Origin of the sequence: Bifidobacterium apri (assembly GCF_009299485.1) — a bacterium.
Classification (GTDB): domain Bacteria; phylum Actinomycetota; class Actinomycetes; order Actinomycetales; family Bifidobacteriaceae; genus Bifidobacterium; species Bifidobacterium apri.
The window spans coordinates 377,928-398,666 of the sequence record NZ_WBSO01000001.1 but is presented as its reverse complement, the minus strand read 5'-3'; the positions used below and the strand labels follow the sequence as shown (position 1 = coordinate 398,666).

The 20,739-nt window shown below is 59.5% G+C and carries 10 protein-coding genes; 8 read left to right on the top strand and 2 right to left on the bottom strand.

The genetic code is table 11. The features are described 5' to 3' along the window. The first annotated feature begins 248 nt into the window (after positions 1-248). The 3 genes from DSM100238_RS01435 (at position 249) to DSM100238_RS01425 (ending at position 11,994) form a co-directional block, all read left to right on the top strand. The gene (locus DSM100238_RS01435) at positions 249-5,165 is read left to right on the top strand and encodes a Spy0128 family protein (RefSeq protein ID WP_152354936.1); all 4,917 of its coding nucleotides are present in this window, start codon (positions 249-251) and stop codon (positions 5,163-5,165) included. 858 nt (positions 5,166-6,023) lie between these two features. Beyond that, positions 6,024-9,356, top strand: coding sequence for a mupirocin-resistant isoleucine--tRNA ligase (gene ileS, locus DSM100238_RS01430; protein WP_167510964.1), 3,333 nt, complete (start codon positions 6,024-6,026; stop codon positions 9,354-9,356). Positions 9,357-9,906: 550 nt separating this feature from the next. Then, positions 9,907-11,994, top strand: a complete 2,088-nt coding sequence (locus DSM100238_RS01425; RefSeq protein ID WP_152354935.1) for an elongation factor G — start codon at positions 9,907-9,909, stop codon at positions 11,992-11,994. Positions 11,995-12,227: 233 nt separating this feature from the next. Here the strand turns inward: DSM100238_RS01425 and DSM100238_RS01420 are convergent, their stop codons facing one another. Further along, a complete protein-coding gene (locus DSM100238_RS01420) occupies positions 12,228-12,587 on the bottom strand; it encodes a YccF domain-containing protein (RefSeq protein WP_152354987.1) in 360 nt (119 codons plus the stop codon). 836 nt (positions 12,588-13,423) lie between these two features. Beyond that, positions 13,424-14,440 carry an aldo/keto reductase gene (locus DSM100238_RS01415; RefSeq protein ID WP_152354934.1) on the bottom strand — a complete coding sequence of 339 codons (1,017 nt, stop codon included), beginning with the start codon at positions 14,438-14,440 and terminating at the stop codon, positions 13,424-13,426. A gap of 89 nt (positions 14,441-14,529) precedes the next feature. On the opposite strand from DSM100238_RS01415, the gene DSM100238_RS01410 reads away from it, so the two are divergent. The 5 genes from DSM100238_RS01410 to DSM100238_RS01390 all read left to right on the top strand — a co-directional run bounded on the left by DSM100238_RS01410 (position 14,530) and on the right by DSM100238_RS01390 (position 20,738). After that, positions 14,530-15,936 carry a glycerate kinase family protein gene (locus DSM100238_RS01410; protein WP_240812271.1) on the top strand — a complete coding sequence of 469 codons (1,407 nt, stop codon included), beginning with the start codon at positions 14,530-14,532 and terminating at the stop codon, positions 15,934-15,936. Positions 15,937-17,138: 1,202 nt separating this feature from the next. Beyond that, positions 17,139-18,356, top strand: a complete 1,218-nt coding sequence (locus DSM100238_RS01405) for a trans-sulfuration enzyme family protein (protein ID WP_152354933.1) — start codon at positions 17,139-17,141, stop codon at positions 18,354-18,356. 137 nt (positions 18,357-18,493) lie between these two features. Continuing rightward, on the top strand, positions 18,494-19,357 hold the full coding sequence (locus tag DSM100238_RS01400; RefSeq protein ID WP_152354932.1) for an amino acid ABC transporter permease: 864 nt from the start codon (positions 18,494-18,496) through the stop codon (positions 19,355-19,357). Then, positions 19,350-20,192, top strand: coding sequence for an amino acid ABC transporter ATP-binding protein (locus tag DSM100238_RS01395; RefSeq protein ID WP_152354931.1), 843 nt, complete (start codon positions 19,350-19,352; stop codon positions 20,190-20,192). Before DSM100238_RS01400 ends, DSM100238_RS01395 begins: the two co-directional genes overlap by 8 nt. Next, positions 20,193-20,738, top strand: coding sequence for a GNAT family N-acetyltransferase (locus tag DSM100238_RS01390; protein ID WP_152354930.1), 546 nt, complete (start codon positions 20,193-20,195; stop codon positions 20,736-20,738). Position 20,739 lies beyond the last annotated feature (1 nt).

Below are 20,739 nucleotides of genomic sequence, written 5' to 3'. Positions count from 1 at the left end.
GGGGATGGGGGTTGTTTCAGGAGTTTTTCAGGTGTGAACTCACTCACACTTTTTCAGCGGGGGGATGAAAGAAGGGGGTGGTTTTGATAGAATTAGACCGGTTTGATACCGAGGTTTTCATGATAGAACCCCCGTGCTGTGCGCCTTATGGCAGCCAACCAGGGGGTGTGGGACCGGCGGCAAGGTGGGGATGAGTTGTACTGCCATGTGCCGGATACAGCAATCGGTCGAAATTGGGAGAACACCAAGTGCACAAGTCAATGATTCGTCGTGGGTTCATCGTTCTCGTCGCGGTGCTGTGCGCCGTCGCGATGATCGTGCCGACGTCGTTCCTGAAAAACGCCGCAGCTTCTGCGGCCAACCCGACGACGAACTCCACCGCGGATCCCCTCACTCGCAAGCTGACCATCCACAAATGGGGCAACGATGCTGCCGGCAATCCGCAGTATGACACCTCAGTGTCGTCGTCAACAGGCGAAAGCGTTCGCAAGGAAATCCCGGGCGCCGAACTCACCCTGACCACCACCGACGGCTACATCAAGAAAGACAGCTCATCCACCGTCGCCGTCACCATCTCCGCGGACGGCAAATCTGCCAGCTGGACCAGCGCATCGACCGCGCTCGCGGTCCAAGTCGCCGCGGGTTCCTACACCTTGCATGAGGCCAAAGCGCCGGCAGACTACAACAGCGCGGCTGATGTGACGTTCACGGTCCCCGAATACGAGAACACCGTCGATACGTCAAAGCAATGGAAAGCGACCTCCACATTCGTAATCACCCCTAATACCACGAACGCTTGGGAATACAAGGAATTAACAAAGTGGGAAAGCCGCCAGGCGGTGGCGGTCACCGGCGACGGCAGGAAAGTCGATCCTCTGCCCGCCATCACCGTGACAGACGATAGCGGCAAGTCCCAGGTCGTGTACTGCTACAACTATTTGAACACCACGCCGCGAGGCGAACAATTCAGCGGCGCCGAAAAATACACGGAATACGGCGAGGCCGAAGGCTCCATCGCCATGCTGTGGAAAAACGCTGCGAACCGTCTGACCTCCGACAGCTATGGCACCATCTCAGACGCCACCGAATTCGCACGCCGAATCATGTCAGTCACTACACGCGGCTACCCGAACAACACGACCATCAATGAAAACAACCCCTCAAATTTGCTTGCCGGGCTCGACGCCAATCAGCAGCGTATGGTCACTCAGCTCGCGGTATGGCATTACACCGATGGCGGGCTTGCTTATTCCAAGACCCAGACCTACGCATCCCTTGTCGAACCCACCGCCGGCAATTACTACGGGTTCAACGACGCCATGATCGAAGCGTACAAGAAGCTCATCGACCCGACGGGCTATACGCTGCAGGTCAACGAAGCGCTCGAACTGTTCCAGCCGGATCCAAAGTTGCGGCGCTACCAAAACCTCCTCGGCAGCAGCACGATCACACCTTCCGCCATGGAAGCCAATATCGTCGACGATTCCATCGACTATTCCAAGAACCCCGCGACCGCCACAATCAGCGGCACCAAGACCATCAACGGCAAGACGATTTCTCAATACGGCACCACCGGCGATGATGCGACAATCCGCAACCTGTTCGGTACCTTCAAGTTCCGTATCGCCACCGACACGAACGCTCCGCTTCCGGCAAGCGACACCGCGGCCGTGGGCAGCGATGGCACTTTCAGCTTCGGGGCGATTACGTACACCCAGCCGGGCACGTATGTGTATTCGGTCGCCGAGATTCCAGGGGACGATCCCGATGTCGGCTATGACAGCACTGCGCACACGGTGACCGTGAAAGTCACCAAAGGCACCGGTGCCAACGCGGGCAAGCTCGTCGCCACCGTGCATTACGCCGACACGGGCGGTATCACGGTCAATAACGTGTACACCAAAGACGCCACCGCGCAGCTGGAGGTCACCAAGACCATCGACGGCAAAACCCCGGAGCGAGGCGCCTACAGCTTCAAGGTCCAAGCGAACAACAACGCGCCGATGCCGCAAGGCGTCACCGCTGGAGGGGCGACCACCATCACCAACGATTCGGTCGGCAAGGCGATCGTCAGCCCGATCGTCTTCAACAAAGCGGGCACCTACACCTACACCATCACCGAAATCAAGCCTGACGATGCGGACGCCGGCATCAGCTACGACACCGGCACGGTGACCGCGACCGTCACCGTGACCCGTGACGACACCACCAACGAGTTGAACGCGGCGGTCTCCTACAGCAAGAAGGCCTCAGACGGCACGGTCACCACTGGCACCGGCAGCAATGCGTTCGCTAACACGACCATCGCGCCGACACCGGTGGATGCGACAATCTCGGCGAAAAAGACGCTGGACGGCAAAACCGGATTCGGCTCCAACAGGTTCTTCTTCACCTTGCAGGCGAACGATAGTACAACACCAATGCCCGCTGATTCTACTAATAACGGATCCGTGCGCATCATTCCCGCCAACAGCGACGGTTCGATTGACTTCGGTACCATCCGCTACACCGCCGAAGGCACCTACACCTACACCATGACCGAAAGCAAAGGCGCCGATGCCGGGATCGCCTATGATACCACCTCGGTTTTGGTGACCGTCAAGGTCACGCGCGACAAGGCGACGAATAAGCTGTCCGCCGCCGTCACCTACAGCGTGGACGGCACGGAGTCCACTGATCCGCCGACCTTCAAGAACACGACAATCAAGCCTGACGACATCAAAGAACATCTCTATTCTTACAAGACGCTCGCCGGCCAACCAGCATCAACGGGGCAGTTCACCTTCCGCATCACGGCGGCGAAAGACACGCCGATGCCTTCGACATGCGCGAGCCCGGCAACCGATGAGAACGGCGACATCTACTGCCTGACCGCGAACGGCGAGAACGGTCTGATCGACTTCGGCCCGATCGTCTACTCACAAGCCGGCACCTACCGGTACACGGTGACCGAGGAAACGCCAAGCGACCCGTACATCACCAAGGACACCTCATCCCATTCCATCACGGTGACCGTGACGCGTGACCCGAACACCAACAAGCTCAGCGACACGGTCAGCTACGATGCCGGGGACGCGCCCGCAGGCTTCAACAACATGTATGTCAAAGCTGTGCCGACCACAGCCCAGTTGCGTTTGACCAAGATGTTCGACGGCATCCCCGCGACCACCGACGGCCAGTTCTCCTTCGAACTGCAACCGGTGTCCACGGATGCGGTGGACCTCGACGGCAACGCAGTGAGCCTGCCGATGCCCGCTGACACCACGAAGGACATTAACGGCACGCCGACCGCGACCACATCGAATCAGGGTGCAGGCCACGCCTCGTGGGGCGACATCACGTTCGAATACCCTGGCGTGTACACCTACGCCATCCACGAGGTCACCGGCAGTGACCCGAACATCGTGTATGACAGCAATGTCTATGCGGCGAAAGTGACCGTGACGCGCAACAGCGACAACACGCTCTCCGCATCCGTCAGTTATGCAGGTACCGACGCGTTGCTGGTCATCCAGAACACGACCACCACCGGTTGGGTGCAGATCAAAGCAACAAAACTGCTCGACGGCCAGCCCGCGAAAGCCGGCCAGTTCACTTTCTCCGTCACCCCATCCGGCAACGCGCCGAAGCTGATGAACACGACGGTGACCAACGGCGACGGCGGTCTGATCGACTTCACGGTGCCGATCACGCTCGCGGATTTGAACGGCAAGGATTCTGCCAAGTTCACGTATACCTTCCGCGAGATCGATGGTGGTGACCCGACCATCACCTACGACACCACCGACCGCACGGCGAGCGTGTTGGTGAAGAAAGTCGTCAAGGACGGCGTGACCGGTTTGAGGGCGATGGTCGTCGTCGACCAAGACAAGACCAGCGCCGACGACCAGAACAAAGACTATGTGGCATACGGCTGGGATGGCGTGACGGACGGCACCATCTACCACGCCAAGGCCGGTGTGACCATCACGGAAGATAATTTCGACGACGCCTCGAACTTCGACCTCGTGGCGACGCCCGACCAAGGCGATGCCTACACCAAGCATTTCCCGAAGATTTACAACACCACCAAGCCGGTGACGCCTGCAACCGCGACCATCACCGCCAGCAAAACCAAGGACGGCGTGGCAGCGACATCCGGAGAGTATTCCTTCACGTTGACCGACCCGACAGGCAGCGCGCCCATGCCTGATGGTGCCACGACCTCGACACTCACGGACGATGACGGCAACACCACCACCGTCCAGAGCAGGACCGTCCCGAACGGGGACAACGGCGCCATCGATTTCGGGAAGATCACCTACACGAAGGTCGGTATCTACCAGTACACGATCACGGAGAATGTTCCCAACGGTGCGGCATCAGGCACCACCTTGTACGACACGACAAAACATACTGCTTCGGTGGGAGTCGTGCGTTCCGCATCCGATCCGAACCAGCTCGTGGCGACCGTGGTGTACGACACGTCCACCCCGCCGGTGTTCGCCAACACCACCGTGCCGACCACCGCGGTGAAAGTAAGCAAAACCGTTGAAGGCGGGTGGCCTGCAGGCGCCCAATACACGTTCACGATGACCGCGTTGAGCGCGACCGACGACGGTGGGTCAGCAGATGGCGCCGGACCGCTGCCGAGGGACGCGACGCTGACACTGTCGAAAGGAGCGGACGGGTCTACGAGTTCTGCTTCATTCGGCGCATTCCCGTTCACGGCGGCAGATGCCGGCAAGACCTACGTGTATGAAATCCGTGAAAACGGTGCGAATGGCGGTGCCGCTGGCGCGGGCGGCACTGACGGTGCGACCGGCGTGAAATACTCGAAGGCCGTCTATCGGGTGAGCGTCACCGTCAGCGATACGGTCACCGATGTCACGCAACGCCAGCTCGGCAATAAGGCGGGCATCAAGGTCACGCAGGTGGTCGACGATGACGGCAATACGCTGAGCCCGGCGAAAGTCATCTACGATTCCAGCGCCAGCGACGATACCGGCAAGTCCAGTGCCAATCAGCTGAGCTTCACCAATGAGCGGGTGGTTACCGCGCTGCCGTTCACCGGCGGGTCTTCGACCTCGCGCTCGCTGATATGCGGTGGCCTGATCGCCATCATCGCCGCGCTGTTGTGCGCCGAAATCGCCCGTCGCTTGCGTCGAGCCGGCCAGCGAGCCTGATTCCCGTCTCGTCGCGCGTGCGTGTTGAGCCGGGCGGTCCGTCGCAGCCGCGTGTTGAGCCGGGCCGCCCATCGCGCATCCTCCCCCACAAACTGGTTACGCTGGGATGCTGCTGAGTGTAACCAGATTGTGAGTATGCTGCTGAGTCCGCTCAGTGTCGGTAGGAGGTGGGAGAAGACGACATCGGATCGCGTATCTCTTCACAAACTGGTTACGCAAAGCGGTCCGTGAGCGTAACCAGTTTGTGGGTGTGCCGCTGGGTCCGCTGAGTGTTGGTGGAAGGTGGTGGGGGCGGCATTGAATCGCGTATCTCTTCACAAACTGGTTACGCAAAGCGGTCCGTGAGCGTAACCAGTTTGTGAGCAAGCAGCTCCGCCGGTCTCAGTTGTGCAGAAGTCCCATCTCTGTTTCTGCCGACGCTCAGCACCCCGCCAGTGTCGGTAGAAGGTGGAGGGCGGCATCGAATCGCGCATTCCCCCACAATCTGGTTACGCTGGGATGCTGCTCAGTGTAACCGGATTGTGAGTATGCCGCTGAGTCCGCTCAGCGTCGGTAGAAGGTGGGGAGGACAGCATCGAATCGCGCGTTCGCTGTGAGTCGCTCGGTCGTCCCGCCCGCGGTGCTATCATGGCGGCTGTATGAGGCGATGATCCGTCATCAGCGGGGAGCCTTCGGAAGAACAGGGCACGGCACACGCCAAACCCCCAGTAGAACCGACGGGTCCGGCCCGAAACAGCCGGACACAAGCGGTCGCACACAACCGGTTCCCGGCAATGCGCGGCAAGCGAGGTGGTACCGCGGCGGAAGCGTAAGCCCCGTCGTCCTCGTGGCAATGTCAACCAGCCAGTCGAGGAGAATATGGTGAGCGAAACCACCGATCACGTGTATCCCAAGGCATCAACCGGCGAGCAAAGCGCCAATGTCGCGCCGAACCCGAATTTCCCTAAGCTCGAGGAATCGGTGCTGAATTATTGGGACACCGACGACACCTTCAACAAATCCGTAGAACGCCGCCCGTCCGGCGACCACAGCCAGAACGAGTTCGTGTTCTTCGACGGTCCGCCGTTCGCCAACGGTCTGCCGCACTACGGCCACCTGCTGACCGGCTATGCGAAGGACGTCATCCCGCGCTACCAGACCATGAAGGGCCACAAGGTCAACCGCGTCTTCGGGTGGGATACGCACGGCCTGCCCGCCGAGCTCGAAGCGCAGAAGGAACTCGGCATCGATTCGGTCGACGACATCAACAAGATGGGCATCGCCAAGTTCAACGACGCCTGCCGTGCTTCCGTGCTCAAATACACCAACGAATGGCGTGAATACGTGCACCGTCAAGGCCGTTGGGTGGACTTCGACCACGGGTATAAGACCCTGAACACCCCGTACATGGAATCCGTCATGTGGGCGTTCAAGCAGCTGTACGACAAGGGCCTCGCCTACAAAGGCTACCGCGTGCTGCCGTATTGCCCGAAGGACCGCACGCCGCTGAGCAACCACGAACTGCGCATGGATGCCGACGTCTATCAGGATCGGCAGGACACCACCGTATCCGTGGCCGTCAAACTGCGTGACGAGGACGATGCCTACGCCGTGTTCTGGACCACCACCCCGTGGACTGTGCCTACCAACCTCGCCATCGTCGTCGGCGCTGACATCGACTATGTCGAAGTGCGCCCGACGCAAGGCAAGTTCGCCGGCAAGAAGTTCTATATCGGCAAGCCGCGCCTTGAGGCCTACGCCAAGGAGCTCGGCGACGACTATGAGATCGTGCGCGAACTCAAAGGCGCCGAGATGGAAGGCTGGCGTTACTGGCCGGTCTTCCCGTATTTCGCTGACGACAAGGCGCTCGCCGAAGGTGGCACCCCCGGCCCGAACGCCTTCCAGATTTTCACCGCCGACTATGTCGACACGGTTGAAGGTTCCGGCCTCGTGCACCAGGCACCGTATGGTGAAGATGATATGAACACGCTCAACGCCAAGGGCATCAAGTCCATGGATGTGCTTGACGAAGCGTGCGTGTTCAACTCGCTGACCCCTGACTACGAGGGCATGTTCGTGTTCGACGCGAACCTGCCGATTTTGCGTAACCTGCGTGCCGGTGACGGTCCGCTCGCCCGCATCCCCGAGGAGCATCGCGCTTTGCTGTTCCAGGAGAAGAGCTATGTGCACTCCTATCCGCATTGCTGGCGTTGCGGCACCCCGTTGATCTACAAGCCGGTGTCCAGCTGGTTCGTGTCCGTCACGAAGATCAAGGACCGTCTGCTCAAGCACAACCAGGAGATCAACTGGATTCCGGAGAATGTGAAAGACGGCCAGTTCGGCAAGTGGCTCGCCAATGCGCGAGACTGGTCCATCAGCCGCAACCGCTTCTGGGGCAGCCCGATTCCGGTGTGGGTGAGCGACGACCCGAAGTACCCGCGTGTCGACGTGTACGGTTCGCTGGACGAGCTCAAGGCCGACTTCGGCGACTATCCGCGCGATGACAAGGGCGAGATTAACATGCACCGCCCGTACATCGACCGTCTGACGCGCCCGAACCCGGACGATCCGACTGGCAAGAGCCAGATGCACCGCATCACCGACGTGCTCGACTGCTGGTTCGAGTCCGGCTCCATGCCGTTCGCCCAGTTCCACTATCCGTTCGAGAACAAGGAATACTTCGAACAGCACTTCCCGTGTGATTATGTGGTCGAGTATATCGGTCAGACTCGCGGTTGGTTCTACACGCTGCACATCATGGCCACGGCCCTGTTCGACAAGCCGGCGTTCAAGAACGTCATCTGCCACGGCATCGTGCTCGGCTCCGACGGCCAGAAGATGAGCAAGCATTTGCGCAACTATCCGGATGTCAACGGTGTGTTCGACAAATTCGGTTCCGATGCGATGCGTTGGTTCCTCATGAGCTCGCCGATTTTGCGTGGCGGTAATCTCATCGTCACCTCCGACGGTATCCGCGACACTGTACGTCAGGTCATGCTGCCTGTGTGGAGTTCGTACTATTTCTTCACGTTGTACGCGAATGCGGCGAACGGTGGGAAGGGCTTCGATGCGCGTCGCCTGCGCGCGGACGAGGTTGATAGTCTGCCGCGCATGGACCAGTATCTGCTGGCTCGCACCCGCCTGCTGGTTGAGCGTGTGGAGAAGTCGCTGGATGATTTCGCGATTTCCGACGCGTGCGAGGCGGTCACCGATTTCATCGATGTGCTCACCAACTGGTATATCCGCAACACGCGTGACCGTTTCTGGAATGAGGATGAGAACGCGTTCAACACGTTGTACACCGTGCTGGAAACCTTCATGCGGGTGCTTGCCCCGCTCGCTCCGATGGAAGCGGAAACCGTGTGGCGCGGCCTCACCGGCGGCGAATCGGTGCATCTTGAGGATTGGCCGTTCCTCGCCGACGAGAAGACCGGCGAGCCTACGGAACTTGGGCTCGTGCTCAAGGCGAATGACGCGCTGGTGTCCGCAATGGATCAGGTGCGTGAGGTTGTCTCTGCGACGCTGTCGTTGCGTAAGGCGGAGCAGATTCGCGTGCGTCAGCCGTTGAGCAAGCTCACTGTCGTGGTCGCTGACCCGAAGGCGGTCGAGGATTATGTCGAGATTTTGAAGACGGAACTCAACGTGAAGTCCGTGGACTTCTCGACCCTCGAGGATGCGCCTGAACACGGCTTGAAGATCATCCACCAGCTCAAGGTCAACGCGCGTGCCGCCGGCCCGCGTCTGGGCAAGCAGGTGCAGTTCGCCATCAAGGCGTCCAAGACCGGTGCATGGCATGTGGATGACGCGACCGGCGCTCCCGTGGTTGAAACCCCGAACGGCGAAATCGCGCTGGAGGCCGGTGAGTTCGAGGTCATCAACCGCGTGGAGGAGCAGGATGCCGCCGAAGCCGCCAATTCGGTGTCCGCGGCCCTGCCGTCCGGCGGGTTCGTGATTCTCGACACCGCGCTTGATGACAATCTGCTGGCCGAAGGCTACGCGCGTGACGCGGTCCGTGCCGTGCAGGATGCCCGCAAGGAGGCTGATTTCAATATCGCCGACCGGATTGTGCTGACCCTGACCGTTCCTGCGGCGGATGCGCCGAAGCTTGAGCAGTTCCGTGACCTGATCGCCCACGAGACGCTCGCCACGACGCTTGACATCAAGCCGAGCGACTCCGCCGAGGAACTCGAGGTCGCTGTCGCCAAGGCGTGATGCCGTAAGGTGCGGTGCCGTAAGGTGGCACCTCGCCGGGTAGCGGCACACCCGAACCTCACAAACTGGTTACGCTGGGAAGCGCCCCGGCGTAGCCAGTTTGTGTATTGTCTCGAACTGGTTACGCTGGTGCCGTGTTTGCGTAGCCAGTTTGTGTATTGTCTCAAACTGGTGACGCTGGTGGCCGTGTTTGCGTAGCCAGTTTGTGTATTATCTCAAACTGGCTACGTTGGGAAGCGCCCCGGCGTAGCCAGTTTGTGTATGTGCTCACCCACATCTCTGCTTCTACCGACGCTAAGACCTCTGTCAGCGTCGGCAGAAGGTTGGGGGGAGGGCTTTGTGGTTTCGTCGGCTGTCGGGTTTCGTCGGCTGCGGAGCTGCCGGGCTGCGGGCTGCGGTCTGTGGTCTGCCGGGCTGCTGAACTGCTTAGCCGCCGGGCTGCCGTGTATACCGGTCTTGCATACCATGCCCGGGCACGATGACGTCGCGGCGTTCTACCATAGGTGGTCAGGCGCCACTCAGCGCTGTTTGCCAATCGACAGGAGCATGAATGAAGCAGATCGTTGCGGGCGTGCTCGCCCACGTGGACGCGGGCAAAACCACACTGTCCGAAGCGATGCTCTACGTCAGCGGCCAAGTGCGCAAACTCGGTCGTGTCGATCACGGCGACGCGTTCCTCGACACCGACGCATTGGAAAAACAGCGTGGCATCACCATTTATTCGAAAGATGCGATACTCGATTACCCCGGCATGCGCCTGACGTTGCTCGATACGCCCGGACATGTGGATTTCGCCGCCGATATGGAGCGGACGCTCGGCGTGCTTGATGTCGCCCTGCTGGTCATTTCCGCCGTCGATGGTGTGCAAGGCCATACGGAAACCTTGTGGCGGCTGCTCGAACGCTACCATGTGCCGACTGTCATCGTCATCAACAAGATCGATGCGCTCGCTGCCGGTATATCGCGCGATGATGTGCTTGCCGACATCCGCAAACGGTTCGGCGATGCGTGCGTTGATGCCGGTTCATCGCATGATTCCGCCGATATTACCGATGACGCGGATACACCGGTGACAGCGGACACCGCAGCCGCAATTCATGCGTCGAATGACACCATGACCGCCGATTCGTCTGCGCCCGTCTCGAGTTCTTCTGCCGCTTCCCGCATGGAACACGATGGAATGGAACACGATGAGGATGTCGCCGCGCTCGATGAATCCGCGCTCGACGAGTTTTGCGATACCGGCAGCATCAGCCCCGCGACCATCAGCCGGATGATCGCGCAACGCACGCTCGTCCCATGCGTGTGGACGTCAGCGCTGCAATTGCACGGCATCCGCTACCTGCTGGATATGCTCGCCGCATACGCCCCTCAACCGCGTTACGGCAAGGATTTCGGCGCTCGCATCTTCCGTATTTCGCATGATGCGCAGCACAATCGGCTTACTTGGCTGAAAGTGACCGGCGGCGAACTACCGGTGAAAAGCGTTATCGAACCATACGGGAAAATCGATCAAATCAGGCGATATTCCGGCGCGAAATACGATATTGAGCAGTCCGCTCCCGCTGGCACGGTATGCGCGGTGACAGGATTGGAGGGTACGGTGCCCGGGCAGGGGCTCGGAGCGCAACCCGACGCCTCTCATCCGTTGCTGGAGCCGGTGCTCACCTACATGGTTACGGCGATCGACGGCACGGACACGCACAAGCTGTTGGGCGCGTTGCGCGAACTGGAAGACGAGGAACCGCTGTTGCACGTGCGGTGGATCGAACGGCTCGAACAGATTCACGTGCAACTCATGGGCGCCGTCCAATTGGAAATCGTGCAGGAACTGCTGCGCACGCGGTTCGGTATCGAAGTCGTGTTCGACCGTGGCGGCATCGTGTATCACGAGACCATTGACGCGCCGGTGGAAGGTGTGGGGCATTTCGAGCCTTTACGCCATTATGCGGAGGTCCACGTGTTGCTTGAGCCGCTGGAACGCGGCAGCGGTCTCCAATTCGCCAGTGATTGCAGTTTGGACGTGTTGGATCGCAACTGGCAGCGCCTCATCATGACGCATATGCGCGAACGTGAGCATCTGGGCGTGCTTATTGGCGCTCCGATTGCCGACATGCGCATCACCTTGCTGACCGGGCGGGCGCACGACAAGCATACGGAGGGTGGTGATTTCCGTCAGGCTACGTATCGCGCCATTCGTGAAGGGCTGATGCAGGCTCGTCAGGCGGGGTATTGCCATGTGCTTGAACCGTGGTATCGGTTCCGTTTGGAGTTGCCTGCCGACCAGGTGGGGCATGCGATGGCGGATATCCAGCGGATGAGCGGCGAGTTCGACCCGCCTGAAAACGACGGCATGATGGCGGTGCTGGAAGGCGAGGCGCCTGTTGAGGGGATGCGTGATTATGCGATGGATGTCAACGCGTACACGCATGGGCGCGGCTCGTTGACGTGCGTGTCGGCGGGGTATCGGCAGTGCCATGATGAGGATGCTGTCATCGCTGCAATCGGGTATGATCCCGAGGCGGATCTGGAGAATACGCCGGATTCGGTGTTCTGCGCGCATGGTGCCGGGTATCCGGTCAAATGGTATAAGGTGCCGGAGTTCATGCATCTGCCGTTCGCGTGGCAGCATGCGTAGTTGGGATTGAGGTTGGGGTGCCTGACGGCGGATGAAGTCTGACGCCGGATGAAGTCTGATGGCTGGTGCGGGCTGGAAGTCGTTGATGTCTTGGAGTGGCCGGATATCTCGCCGTGCGAGCGAAGTGGCGAAGTCATCCTGGATTCCTGATTGCGGATCCTGAATCCATAATCGGGAATCCATAATCGGGAATCGTAATCGGAAATCCGTAACCCTGAATCCGTAACCCGGGATTATTGGATTTGCGCGCCGAACGGCCACAACGCGAGTTTCGCCATTTTGAACGATTGAATACCGAATGGTACGCCGATGACGGTGATGCAATTGAGCACGCCGGCGATGACATAGCCGATCGCCATCCAAATGCCGACCAGCACCACCCAGATGATGTTGGCAAGCAATGAGCCGACGCCACCGCCGTACACCACGGATTTGCCGAATGGGGTCAGTGTCAAGCTTGCCATTTTGAAGGCTTGGATGCCCAGCGGGATGCCGATGATGGTGACGCACAGCACGATGCCGACAATCGCCCATGCCACAGCGAGTGCGAGTCCGCCGAAAATCAGCCACAGAATATTGCCCAACGTGTTCATGCCGCCCATTGTGCATGGTGTGTCTGACATGGCGGTGTTGATTCGGCGGATGACATGCGCGGGTTACATACTTGGTGTGTTGGGGTTGACTTGATTGGGTCGGTATAAGACACACAAGGCTGAGTGTTTCCTGTGTGAAGCTCAGGGTATTCACAGGGAAACATATCGTAAACCCAAGGTGACTTCGGTATGCTGAATTATGTTGATGAAGTCGACGGGATTTTTCTCTCGGTTCCAACAATTTCTTCTTTTCTTTTCTCTCCTTTCAGGGCCCGGCTTCCGGGCCCTTCTCTTTTTTCGTCATCCTGTCGTTGTCGGTGTCGTAAGGTGACACCTGGCCGGGTGGCGGCGCTCCCGAACCTCACAAACTGGTGACGCGGGGAGGTGTGTCGGCGTAGCCAGTTTGCGTGTTGTCTCAAACTGGTGACGCTGGTGGCCGTGTTTGTGTAGCCGGTTTGTGTATGTGTCCACCCACCCCTGTTTCTGCCGATGCTGACGGGCCGCTCAGCGTCGGTAGAAACAGGGGCGGTGACGGCGAAGTCGATGCCGTAAGGTGGCGTCTGGCCGGGTGGCGGCGCTCCCGAACCTTACAAACTGGTGATGCTGGGAGGTGCCCCGGTGTAGCCGGTTTGTGTATTGTCTCAAACTGGTGATGCTGGTGGCCGTGTTTGCGTAGCCAGTTTGTGTATGTGCCCGCCCGTCCCTGTTTCTGCCGACGCTGAGGCCGTTGTGAGCGTCGGTAGAAACAGGGGCGTTGCTGTCGCTGCCTTTGCTGCTTCTGCCGTCGGTGCCGCCGTTGCTGCCGATGCGGCTTGCGCAGATGCTCGCGCCGATGCTCACCGCCCGTCGCGGGCGATCCGGTCGATGGCGGCGAGCTCCTCGTCCGTGAAGTCCGGCCCCTGCAATGCGCCGATGCTGTCCAGCAGTTGCGCCGGTCGAGATGCTCCCACCAGTACACTGGTCACTTCGCGTTTCCGCAGCAGCCAAGCCAACGCCATATCGGCCAGGCTCTGCCCGCGGCTCGCCGCAATTGCATTCAGCGCGACAATCGCGTCATGTGTGCGTGCCACATCGGCTTCGGTGAGGAACCGCCCGTCGCGGGCCACGCGCGAATCCGCGGGAATCCCGTCCAGATAGCGGTCGGTGAGCAGCCCTTGGTCGAGCGGACTGTAGGTGATGAGCCCTTTGCCCAGTCGTCTGGCGGCATCGAGCAGACCGTTGCGTTCCACGGTCCGGTCAAGAATGTTATAGCGGTTTTGCGCGATGATGAACGGCACATGCAACTCATCGAGGATTGCGGCAGCCGCTTCAAGCCGCTGACCATCATAATTCGACAAGCCCACGTACAGCGCCTTGCCGCTCGTGACCGCGTGCGCGAGCGCGCCCATGGTCTCCTCGAGCGGTGTGTCGGGGTCGGGGCAGTGGTGGTAGAAGATATCCACGTAGTCGAGGTCAAGCCGCGTCAGGCTCTGATCAAGGCTGGCGAGCAGGTATTTGCGGCTTCCATGGTCGCCGTACGGCCCCGGCCACATGTCGAAGCCGGCTTTCGTACTGATAATCAGCTCGTCGCGGTGGGCGCCGAAATAATCGTGGAGGATCCTGCCGGCGTTGCTCTCGGCGCTGCCGGGTTCCGGCCCGTAATTGTTGGCGAGGTCGAAATGCGTGATGCCATGGTCAAACGCGGTGAAACACAGTTGTTTCATCGTGTCGAATGACGAGAAATCGCCGAAATTATGCCAGAACCCGAGGCTGATGGCTGGCAGTTTCAAGCCGCTGCGGCCGCTACGGCGATATGGCATGGCCTCGTACCGGTCGGGGGACGGAGTGTATGTGTCTGGAGTGATTGGTGACATCGTTGGCTCCTTTGCTCGCGTGTGTGGCCGCCGGCGGTCGCGTTTGGCGGGTGCGGCGGCTGGTTGCGTCCTCATCATAGGCTTGAGTCGTGAAGTTTCTCATTGCGATGGATTCGTTCAAAGGCTCACTTGATGCCGTGAAGGCGTGTCATGCGGTCGCACGCGGGGCGATGTCGGCTTGTCCGTCGGCGCGTTGCGATATCACACCGATGGCGGATGGGGGAGAGGGAACGCTGGATGCGCTGCTGGCTTCGGTAGGTGGACGGCGTCGCAGCGCGATGGTCCACGACCCGCTTATGAGGCCTGTCCGTGCGGAGTACGGGCTGTTGGATGCGCCTGCTGACGGGGATGCGCAGAATTTCGGGGATATCCAAGGTATTGAGGGCGGCCCGCATGACGGAGGCCTGCGTGCCGGCGGCTCGCACAGCGGTGATCATGCACCGCGCGCGATGGCCGCCGAATCCGGGCGTGTCGCCGTGGTAGAGATGGCGCGTGCCAGCGGACTGCAGTACGTGGACGAGCAGACGCGCGACCCGTTGCACGCCAGTACGTTCGGCACGGGCGAGCTGATTCGGCATGCGCTGGATGACGGGGCGCGGACGATCATCGTCACGCTTGGCGGCAGTGCTACCAACGATGGTGGGGCGGGCATCGCCCAAGCGCTCGGTGCCCGATTGTTGGATGCGAACGGGCGGGACTTGGAACCGGGTGGCGCGGCGCTCGCTAGACTCGACCATATCGACACCGCCCACCTGGACCACCGACTCGCGCATACGGTGGTTCGCATCGCCACCGATGTCACCAACCCGCTGACCGGACCGACCGGCGCGTCCGCGGTATTCGGGCCTCAAAAAGGCGCGACCCCAAGCATGGTCAGGCAACTCGATAACGCGCTCGTCCGGTTCGCGCAGGTTATTGAGCGTGATTTAGGGCGTTCTGTCGCCGCGGTTCCCGGAGCCGGTGCCGGCGGCGGAACCGGGGCAGGACTGCTCGCCTTCACGAACGCGACCGTCGAACCCGGCATCCAGCTTGTCGCAACAGCGTCGCGACTGGCGGACAGGGCGGGGACGGCGGACGTGTGCATCACCGGGGAAGGGCGTATCGACGGGCAGACCGCCTATGGCAAAACCCCGGCCGGCGTCGCCCGAATCGTCAAACAGGCCAATCCGCGCATCGTGGTTGTGGCGCTCGCAGGAGCAGTCGCCCGCGGGGTGGCCGCAGTGCCGCAGACGGCTGTGGGAAGTCCTGATACGGCTGTGGGAAGTCCTGATACGGCTGGAGGCATTGATTCCTTGGTTACCGGGACTGGTGTTCCGGATGGTGCCGATCGATCGGTATCCGCGGATCTCTACGCGTGCGGCATCGACGCGGTGTTCCCGATCATCCGCGAACCGCAGTCCCTTGCGGATGCGTGCCGCGAAACCGCTGACAACCTCGCCGCCACCGCCGCAAACGTCGCGCGGCTGCTCGCCGCTGTTGCGGACGCAGACAGGTGAGAGCTCGATGTGGCTTCCTTCTCGCCGGGCGGTGCCGTTGTGCGAGGATTCGCTCACACAGTGACCGGTGCGGCGGTTGGAATCGTCCTGTAGGGCTAGCCAGGCCTCCGTTGTGTGAGGATTGGCTCACACAGTGACGGGTCAGGAGGCTGAGGTCGCCGGATTCGGCGGCTGGAGGTGCGGGTTTGTGAGGATCGGCTCACACAGTGACCGTTCCGTTGGTCGGAATCAGCTGATTGAGCTGGTCGGGGGTCCGTTGTGTGAAGATTCGCTCACACAGTGACGGTTTGACATCGCCTGGTCTGGTCCGGCTTGTCAACGTGCCGTTGTGTGAGGATTGGCTCACATGATGATGACCGGTCCGTTGGCAGGAATTTGCCACACAGACTGTCGCCTCTTGTTGTGTGAGGATTGACTCACACGATGAACCGCATCAATATGTCCCTTCGCTGAATGCACTGGGGATGACGCCATCCAGTGAGCCGAAGCATGACGAATTGTGTATGTCGGGGCATGCGCAATCGGTAAATATCATCGGGTGGTCAAGCAATTCAATGACGATGTGGTGGGTTTCGTATGCCGGGGCGTACGTAATCACTGTTTTCATCCCGGGAGTCTGATGGTTTAGCGGTGATGTGGTGAGTTGTGTATGTCGGCGCATGCACAGACAGTACGCAGCGAGTAGTTGGGTGCTGTGCCAAAACAGATCCGCCATCGCCGATGCCGATTGTCCACGATTGTCGCCGATTGTCCTTCGGCTGCAGCGCCGCCCCCTTGCTCCGCGCCGCCCACTGTCTGCGTGTCGCGCTCGCTGTCTCCCTTGTGTCGCGCCCGCCGCCCGCGAAGCGCCCGTCGCCCGCGTGTCGCAGCGCTGTCTCCTCGTGATGAACCGCCATCCGCGGGCTTACCCGCCGCCCGCGTGTCGCGCTCGCCGGATCCTGTCCGCCAAGCAGTAAAACCCTAATCGCCGCAACGGTTGTTAGCCGCATATAAGTATCCCGTATGCCTTGCAGCTTGTATCTGCCACCGCCACGGGGTTAGGTTCGTAATCAACGCGAGGCCGAAAGGTCGCGCGGCCGGTAACACGGCAAACAACATAACAACACAAGCAACACATCAACAACACAACAACGCAACAACAACTTCACAACCATCCGCCCGGCCAGACCGCGGCGCTTGCGACACTACCTAGGGGGTGCACTATGACGAGGTTCAACACTCAGCTGGTCCACGGACTTCCGGTGAATGACAACACGACCGGAGCCGTGAACCCGCCAATCTACAACTCATCCACGTATGCTTTCGAATCGGTCGAGTCCATGCCCCGCTGGGATTACGCGCGCAGCGGCAATCCGACCCGCGATTTCCTCGAACGCCAGATCGCGCAGCTTGAGCACGGCACCCGAGGTTTCGCGTTCGCGTCCGGACTCGCTGCGATCCACGCGGTCCTCTCGATTTTCAAGCCGGGCGATCGCATTGTCGTCGGCAGCAACGTGTATGGCGGTACCTACTCGCAGTTCAACGAGCATTTCACCCGCTGGGGATTGATCAGCCAGCCGGTGGACACCAACGATTACGAGGCGCTCGAGGCTGCGATCAGCGGTGTCGGCGTCGCCGGCGATGAGGATGGGGCCAGCGAGCCCGCCAAGGCCGTGTATTTCGAAACCTTGACGAACCCGCTGCTGCAAGTCAACGATGTCGCGGCAATCGCGCGGATTGCCCACAAATACGGTGCGATTGTGATTGTGGACAACACGTTTGTCACCCCGTATCTTCAGCAGCCGCTCGATTTGGGCGCGGATATCGTCCTGCATTCGGCGACCAAGTATCTGGCCGGCCATTCGGATGTGATTGCCGGACTTGCCGTCGTGCGCGACGACAAGCTGGGCGAGCGCGTGTATTATGCACAGAACCGTCTGGGAGGCATCCTTCCGCCGGCTGAATCCGATGCCGTCCGACGTGGTATCCAGACGCTTGGCTTGCGTATCGAACGTCAGCAAAGCAACGCCGTAGCCATTGCGAACTGGCTGCTTGACAACCCGCTCGTCGCTGCCGTCCACTATCCGGGCGTCGAAGGCGGCCGTCAGCCTGGCGACACCGATAAAGGCTTGAAGGGCTTCGGCGGTGTGCTCAGCTTTGAAGTGGTCAAAGGCATTGATCCGGCGAACATCCTCGACAACCTGCATCTGTTCCGGCTTGCCGTCAGCCTTGGCGCGGTGGAAAGCCTGGCGGAGCTGCCGTGTCGTATGACGCATTTCGAACTGCCGCGCGAGGAACGTCTCAAAGTCGGTATCACCGACGAGCTGATCCGCCTGTCCATCGGCATCGAGGATGTGAACGACCTCATCGAAGATCTTGACCAGGCGTTCGCGATCGCGGCGAAAGCTGCCAAGCCGGAGCTTGCCGAGGTGGCTCGGTAAGCGGATGCGAAGGGCGCTCGGCAGTGAGCATGGTGGAATAGCGCTTGCCATAAGCGCATCACACTGATATCGGATACGCGCTCTGTAAGAGCGAATGAGATTTATAGCAATACATATCAAGGAATACGTGCATCATCATGCCTGATTTATTCAATGGAAAACTGGTGTTCACCCAGATTCCGCAGCTTCTGCGGTATCTTCCGGTCACATTGGAGTTGACGCTTGCAGCTGGCATCATCGGTCTTGTACTTGGCTTTATCATTGCATTGATTCGCGTCAAGCGCACCCCGGTGTTGTACCAAATCAGCACGGTATACATTTCAGTGCTTCGCGGCACTCCGATTATCGTGCAGCTGTACATCAGCTACTTCGGTATCCCGATTTTCTTGAAGTATCTCAACTATTGGAATGGAACGGACTGGGATATCAACAACGTGCCGCCGGTGTTGTTCGCTATTCTCGCGCTCGCTTTTAACCAGTCTGCGTTCATGGCTGAAGTCATTCGTGCAGCGATTACAGCAGTAGATTCGGGACAGCTTGAAGCGGCGCGTTCCTTGGGCATGTCGCCGGCGCAAGTCAGGCGTCGGGTTATTTTGCCTCAGGCAGGCGTCATTGCATTGCCGGGTTTGATGAATTCGCTCATTGGCTTGATTAAAGGCACTTCGCTCGCGTTTGTGTGCGCGGTTGTCGATATGACGGCAGCTGGACAAATCATGGCGGGCTCATCATACCGATACTTTGAAATGTACTGCTCGCTGGCAATTATCTATTGGGTTATCACCTTGGTGCTTGAGCGCGCCGGGGCTTGGCTCGAACACCGCTTGTCAGTCCCTGAACAAGCACCTGCACTCCGCCAGGTGACGGAAGCTGTTCCCGAACAGGCGGAACGGACACCATCGTTGCCGGAACGTGGAACAGTGCGCAGATTGCCCGCCTTGAACAGACAGGGAATTACTGCCTTGGCCGGGACAGTTGGCAAGGAGGCGATTGCTCGTGATTAGCATCAGGAATATCAGCAAGTCATTCAACGGGCATAAAGTACTCGACGGAGTCAGCGTCGATATCGAAGATGGTGAAGTCGTAGCGCTGATTGGTCCATCGGGCACAGGAAAATCAACGTTCTTGCGTTCCATCAATCTGCTGGAACATCCTGATACCGGTGAACTGGAGATTGACGGAAAAACCTATGACCTTGCTCATGCGTCAAAAGATGAGACGCTTGAAATTCGGCGTTCGACTGCTATGGTCTTTCAACAGTTCAATCTGCTGCGTAACCGTACTGCGCTGCAGAATGTGATGGAGGGATTGACCGTTGTCAAACACGTTCCCAAGGCTCAGGCGCGGGAACGAGCTTTGCGTGAGTTGCGCAACGTCGGGTTGGAAGAGTGGAGCGACCATTACCCGCAGCATCTGAGCGGCGGTCAACAGCAGCGTGTTGCGATTGCACGGGCGTTGTCCATGGATCCTCGGCTGTTGCTGCTCGACGAACCGACATCTGCGCTCGATCCTGAACGTGTGAACGAGGTGCAACGCACTATCGCTGTTGCCGCAGCTGCAGGCAATACCATGCTGTTGGTTTCCCATGAGATGGGTTTTGTTCGCAGTATCGCCAGCAGGGTGATTTTCTTGGAAGATGGTCGGATTGTGGAACAAGGATCCCCAGAGGAGATTTTTGGCAACCCGCACACTGATCGGTTGCGTGACTTCTTGTCCTCCTTTGAACGATATGGCGTAGATCATTCTGATTCGGGCATCTTGACAAACACTGCATGGCAAGCGCAGGAAGCCCGTCGCAAGGAGCACGAGCGCGAAGATTTCGCATTGGAGGCGGTGTGAATGGTGGAGACGGCATATGCTGACGCTAGTACGCTGCCCTTGGATCTCAAGGATTGGGATTTAGGTTCTGGTTTACACCTGAGGCTGGCGCATCCTAACGAATATAGCGCGGTAGGAAACACACTGGTTGAAGCGTTCTCCACGAATGGCCCGATGACCGAGGAATATCATCACCGGCTTACGGATATAGCTGGTCGTTCCGCAAAAGAGGATGTCTGGGTCATCTCTGATGCATCTGGAAAACTGTATGGTGCATGTACGACTGTCAAGCCTGCGTTGAATACTGAACCAACGTTCGGATTCAACACGATGGGTGTGTTGCCGATTGGCCGTGGGCATGGGCTGGGCAAAGCGTTTGTAGAGCACAATATAGCGCTTGCCAAGGCCTATGGATACCATAGGCTGCTCATTCATTCCGGACCCAATATGCCGTATGCGCATCGACTGTATCAGCGGTGTGGTTTTGTGCGGCATCCTGAGATGGAAACGCTGATAGTCGATGGGGGACAGCGGTTATTGTTCTTCATTTATGACATTGCCGAATAGA